Annotated in this window: 6 protein-coding genes; 2 read left to right on the forward strand and 4 right to left on the reverse strand. The window is 61.7% G+C overall.

Annotated features, from left to right (window positions below; translation table 11 throughout):
- Positions 1–136 precede the first annotated feature (136 nt).
- Entirely contained in the window at positions 137–436 is a 300-nt protein-coding gene (locus OQK_RS22350) for a hypothetical protein (protein WP_016774369.1), read from the forward strand.
- A gap of 43 nt (positions 437–479) precedes the next feature.
- On the opposite strand, the gene OQK_RS22355 is transcribed toward OQK_RS22350, so the two are convergent.
- From OQK_RS22355 to OQK_RS22370, 4 genes are all read right to left on the reverse strand, one after another.
- Positions 480–1,382: a bestrophin family protein gene (locus OQK_RS22355; RefSeq protein WP_016774370.1), complete on the reverse strand. Its 903-nt coding sequence runs from the start codon at positions 1,380–1,382 to the stop codon at positions 480–482.
- A gap of 88 nt (positions 1,383–1,470) precedes the next feature.
- Complete coding sequence (locus tag OQK_RS22360) at positions 1,471–2,013, reverse strand: AAA family ATPase (protein WP_016774371.1); 543 nt, start codon at positions 2,011–2,013, stop codon at positions 1,471–1,473.
- 84 nt (positions 2,014–2,097) lie between these two features.
- Positions 2,098–3,408 (reverse strand): NTP/NDP exchange transporter, encoded by a 1,311-nt coding sequence (locus OQK_RS22365; RefSeq protein WP_016774372.1) that lies wholly within the window; start codon positions 3,406–3,408, stop codon positions 2,098–2,100.
- A gap of 57 nt (positions 3,409–3,465) precedes the next feature.
- On the reverse strand, positions 3,466–4,449 hold the full coding sequence (locus OQK_RS22370) for an SDR family oxidoreductase (RefSeq protein WP_016774373.1): 984 nt from the start codon (positions 4,447–4,449) through the stop codon (positions 3,466–3,468).
- Between the two features lie 209 nt (positions 4,450–4,658).
- Here OQK_RS22370 and OQK_RS22375 point away from each other — a divergent pair.
- The coding region (locus tag OQK_RS22375; protein ID WP_038862070.1) for a LysR family transcriptional regulator at positions 4,659–5,305 on the forward strand (647 nt) is incomplete at its 3' end.

Consider the following 5,305-nt stretch of genomic DNA (forward strand, 5'->3'; position numbering starts at 1 on the left):
TAATCTTCGATTTTTGGCGATTTCATAAGAATCTTCCGAACAAGTGAGAGTGGGGCGTGGGTGGACTGTCGCCGACTTGAACGACTCGCTACGCCTGCCAGTCGTACCTGTACAAGCATTTTCAAGGTACGGCGCAATGGATAAGACAATCACCGTGGATCAACTGGCAACCACTGATCTTGGATCAATCAACGAGATATGGCTCGGCGGGACCCATACTCAGTTATGCCTATGGCGTGCTGAACAAGTCTTCACCCACGAAATGCTCAGCGAGGGAACCCATGATCAGAATGTCCGACGCCTGTGCTTGCAGCTGGTGGATCCCGACGATCGTGACGCAGTGGCCCGTGTTGAGGCGGTAGCGCGCGAACGACTCGAAGAAATGGGCAAGCAGGGCGAGTTTTACCCGGCCGAGGCGGCGGACACTCGTCAATAGCCGCTCCGCATCAGATGAAAAGCGCTGCTGCTAAAGCAGCGCCTCAAGCGGGCTCCTCAACCCTGCGCACATCCCCCAACGAATCACGCTGCATCGATTGCAAATTCTTTTCGATGGTTTCGCACAGCGCTTCCATTTGAATCTGGTGTTCGCTGTGGCGAAACGGGCTTTGCAGGTCGGTGCCGATGCGCTCGATGGCCAGCAGCATGAACCCGACCACAGTCGACGCCAGCGGCGTGAACCAACCGAGGGATTCCACCAGACCTATCGGGACGATCAGGCAGAACAGCGAAATGAACAGCCGTGGGAAATACACGTAAGGGTAGGGCAGCGGGGTGTTGGCGATCCGCTCCATGCCGCCTTGGCTGTTGGACAGATCCACCAGGGTCGACTCAAGCCGCGCCAGGCGAATACTGTCCAGATGACCGGCCTTGTATTCGCGAGCGAGCAAAGTCGCCGAGCCGGTGAGGATATCGTTGGCAAAGTTATTGGTCGTGCCACTGCGGGCGAATTCTTCGGCGGGAATAAACGCCCGCACCTCGTCGGGACATGGCTGGCCTTGCAGATGCGCGGCGAGGCAATTTACGTAAGCGACGTGGCGGCGCAGCAGCGTGGATTTGATCGGGTTAACCTCGCCACCAGCGTCGTCCAGCAGCGTCAGCACCTGCCGGGCGAAGCTGCGGGAATTGTTGATCATCGACCCCCACAGCGTCCGCGCTTCCCACCAGCGGTTGTAAGCGCTGCTGTTGCGAAAACTGATCAACACGATCAACGCTGAACCGAGCAAGGTCAGCGGCATCAACGGCAGGTTCAGCTTGGCATTAAGAAACAGCATGAAGTCGACGGTGACGGCGATGTCCCAGAGCAGCAACCAGAACAAAGACCAGCCCACGTAGCCGAGGGTCTTGATGATCAGACGGTATTTTTTGACGATGGCAGCTTTCAAACGGAAACCTCGTGGCGAGCAGTTTGCTTAAACGCTTAAGCTCGGACGATGCCTGGCACCGGCAGTTCCCTGGTGGAGCGGTCAGCCGTCAGTCAGTCTGTAAAGTCTGGCCCTGTGCATGGCGAATGCTTTCAAGAAAAATCCTCGTCTCTCGATTCGACCGCAGATGAACCACCCGGCAAGCCGATGGCGCCGTTGACACGAATTGGCGCATTTTGGCTCGCGAGGTTTTTCTCGTCCGCCACATGAACTTTAGAAACTCCGGCAGATTCGCCAGCTGTTCGGGGCAGTTTTCCGGCAAGTCAGGCCGAGACTGACCGTGGTTGAGCAGCGTTCTACGCAGGACGCGCAAGAATCGAAGCGGTGGCGAACGATCGATCCAGATCAGCAGATCTGCACGGGCGATGCGATTTTCCCAAGTGGTTGAATGGCCACCTTCGAATATCCAGCGATCACGCGCCTCGACCTCCAGGCAGAGTCGGGTCTTCTCATCCGGGCTTCGCTCGATCCAGCCTGGCTGCCAATGGATCGTGTCGATATGCACGACCGGCAACCCCGTGCGCTTACCCAGCTTGCGTGCCAACGTACTTTTGCCAGACCCAGGCTGACCAACAATCATCACCCGTTGCATCGAAGCTCCTTCTCGCTCTGCAAGCTGATTTTTTGGGCGGGCGATTCTACGGCAATGCCTGTCTCAGTCAATGACCGATGAACGCTAGGCGGGGTTTTGCCGCGCCGCCGACACACTGGCTCGGCGGTCCGCCCGCTCGCCGAGCCGCCACCCCAGCAGCCCCCAGAGCAGTGCACACAACGCGCCGACCAGCGCTGCCATGCCTGCACCTTGGCTGAGGGCGTCCAGCGCGCTTTTTGCCCAGGCACTGATGGCATCGCCGGCGCGGTAGACCACGGTGTCGATGAAGTTCTTCGCCTTGTACTTGCTTTCGGCATCGAGCGGGGCAAACAGCATCTCTCGGCCTGGGCGCACGAAGGCGTACTCACCGATGCGGCGCACGATCATCAGCGCGGCGATCAGGCCAAAGCCGGGGGCGAAGATCAGTCCGATAAACCCCGCGCACATGACCAGCGGCACCATGGCCAACAGCACGCCGACGCCGAGCCTTTGCGCGAGGCGTCCAGTGATGAACAGCTGACAGAGCAGGGCGCCCGCCTGCACGACAAAGTCGATGATGCCGAACACGCGCACCTGCGCCTCGCGGTCCGGGAAGTGTTCGGCGACGACGCGTGCCTGCTCGAAGTAAAGGAAGGTGGAGACTGTCGCCAGCAGCACCACAAAGCCGCAAATGCCGAGCAGATAGGGTGATTTCAGAACGGCCGTCATACCGCTGAACGGATTGCCCGGCAACGGCCTGCGAGGGCTTTCGCTCGGCGCGGCATCGGGGCGTCCTGCGCCACCCCGTTCACGCCAGCGCATCAGCTGGCGCTTGAACCACATCGCAGCGGCCAGCAGAACAGCGGCCAGCAGCATCAGGCCGGACTCGCCCAGTGGACCGATCAGCAAGGCGCTCAGCGCAGGGCCACTCAGGCCGCCGACGCTGGCGCCCGCTGCGATGAACGCGAACAGGCGTTTGGCCTGGGCACTGTCGAAGACATCGGCCATCAGGCTCCAGGCGACCGATACGACAAACAGGTTGTAGACCGATATCCACACGTAAAACACGCGCGCCAGCCACGGGCTTTCCTCGCCGAGGAACAAGGCGGCGAACAACAGCAGATTGGTGCAGAAAAATCCGTATACCCAGTCGACGAAATGCAGGCGCGGCACGCGTGCGCTGAGCCAGGCGAACAGCGGAACGGCCGCCAGCATGACCAGGAAGGTCGCGGTGAACAGCCACTGCAAGTTCTCGACGCCGGCAGTGATGCCCATCGATTCGCGGATCGGGCGGAGCATGAAATAGCCGGCGAACAGGCAAACGAACAGCAGAAAACCGTTGAGCGCAGGGCGCAGCTCGTGAGCCTCGGCATTGATGATGGCGCCGGCGCGGTGGGCGAGAAGAGACGTATCCATGTTGCGCTCCTGTGGGAGTGGCGGGGCAATGGCACGGAGCCTGCCCGTGCCGGGCGATCAGCGGTAGGTGACGCCGGTCAGTCGCTCGGAGAGTTGCCACAGTGTGGCCGAATTCGAGCGATCGGCAGCGGCCGGCGGCATCTTGGCGAAGCCCAGCGGCCCGCGCTTCTCGTTATCACCAGTAGGCCCGTAGTAGGCACCGCCAACCGCCTCCAGCGCCGTCGCCGCATATAAGGTGGGCAGCGCGCCGTGCGCTGCGGAATGATACAGGTCCCGCTCTACAGCCCATTGTTTGCCGAATTCACTGTCCAGGCCAGGCCCACGGGCGATCAGCTCGGTCACGGCAACGCCGGGGTGCGCGGCGATGCTGCGTATCCCCCAACCGGCGGCATCGCTGCGCTGCTGCAGCTCAATACTCCACTTCAGAACCGCCAGTTTCGATTGGCTGTAGCTGGCAAAAGGGTCGTAACTGCGCTCAGCCTGCAGGTCATCGAAGTTCAGGCTTGCGCGCCCGGCGGCGATGCTCGACAGGCTGACCACCCGACCATCGTCGCTTTTGCGTAGCAGGGGCATCAGCAGGCCGGTCAGGGCGAAATGCCCCAGGTAATTGGTCGCCAGTTGCATCTCGTAGCCATCGGCGGAAACGCCTCGAACAGGCGGCGACATGATCGCAGCATTGTTAATCAGCACGTCGAGCCTCGGCAGGCGCCCTTGCAGGCGGTTGGCGAGGTCGCGCACCGATTGCAGATTGGCAAGGTCCAGCGTTTCGAATTGCACGCGCGCCTCGGGCACGGCTTGCTTGATCTTCGTGATTGCTTCGCGGCCGCGCTCGGCGTTGCGTGCGGCGATGATCACCTCGGCACCGGCGCGCGTCAGGGCCAGCGCGTCTTCATAGCCCATGCCGCTGGTCCCTCCGGTCACCAGCACAATGCGGCCTTTCTGGCTGGGCATGTCGTGGGTTGACCAGTCCGGCTTCGGCTCCGTTTGGGGCGCAGCCTGCGCAGCCAGTGTGCCGGCCATCGCGGAAATGGCGAACAGCATTCGGGCAGCCTTGAGGAGGCGTTGGGTCGCAGTATTGCTCGGCGCAGCGGGTGAATGGCTCATTGGGGGATTCTCATTCGCGTGACAGGTCCCCGGTTGGCGGGGGCGAGTGAGCAGTATCGGTGTACGAATGCGCGAGGATAAGTCGGGCATTGGTGGATGGCCCGTACGGCATGGCGTACAGTCAGCCGCTTGCAGAGGAAGCGTCCATGCGTAAACCAAACCTTACCGATGTGTCGATATTTGCTGCGGTGGTCGAGGCGGGGGGATTTCGTGCTGCCGCGCAAAAGCGCGGGCTGTCCGCCTCGTCGTTGAGCGACTGCCTGCGTCGGCTGGAAAGCGATCTGGGCGTGCGCCTGCTCAATCGAACCACGCGCAGCGTCACGCCGACGGCCGCCGGCGAGCGATTGCTCGAGCGCCTGCGCCCGGCCTTGCAGGAAATCGACGCCGCTTTCAACGATCTGGACGACGACGCTCAGCGCCCGGTCGGCACGCTGAAGCTCAATGTGCCAGTGCCGGTGGCACGCTTTCTGTTACCCGACCTGCTGGCGCGTTTTCTGCGCCTTTATCCAGGGGTCAGTGTCGAAGTCGTCATGGACAACGCCTTTGTCGACGTCAACGCTGGCGGGTATGACGCCGGCGTGCGCTATGAAGAGAGCCTGGCCAAAGACATGATCGCCGTGCCCATCGGCCCGCGTCGCCAACGCTTCGTTGCAGCCGCCGCCCCGGGCTATCTGGCTGAACGCGGTACGCCCACTCACCCCGAAGAACTGCCGGGCCATGACCTGCTTGGCCATCGCTTCGAGAGTGGCAAAGTCGGCGTATTCGAGTTCCATCGAGACGGCCGTATCGTGCG

The organism is Pseudomonas sp. R62 (assembly GCF_000257605.1).
GTDB classification, from domain to species: domain Bacteria; phylum Pseudomonadota; class Gammaproteobacteria; order Pseudomonadales; family Pseudomonadaceae; genus Aquipseudomonas; species Aquipseudomonas atacamensis.

Coding starts and splice junctions, on each gene's coding strand:
- OQK_RS22365 (WP_016774372.1), bottom strand. CDS start 3,408: ATGGATACGTCTCTTCTCGCCCACCGCGCCGGCGCCATCATCAATGCC.
- OQK_RS22350 (WP_016774369.1), top strand. CDS start 137: ATGGATAAGACAATCACCGTGGATCAACTGGCAACCACTGATCTTGGA.
- OQK_RS22360 (WP_016774371.1), bottom strand. CDS start 2,013: ATGCAACGGGTGATGATTGTTGGTCAGCCTGGGTCTGGCAAAAGTACG.
- OQK_RS22370 (WP_016774373.1), bottom strand. CDS start 4,449: ATGCTGTTCGCCATTTCCGCGATGGCCGGCACACTGGCTGCGCAGGCT.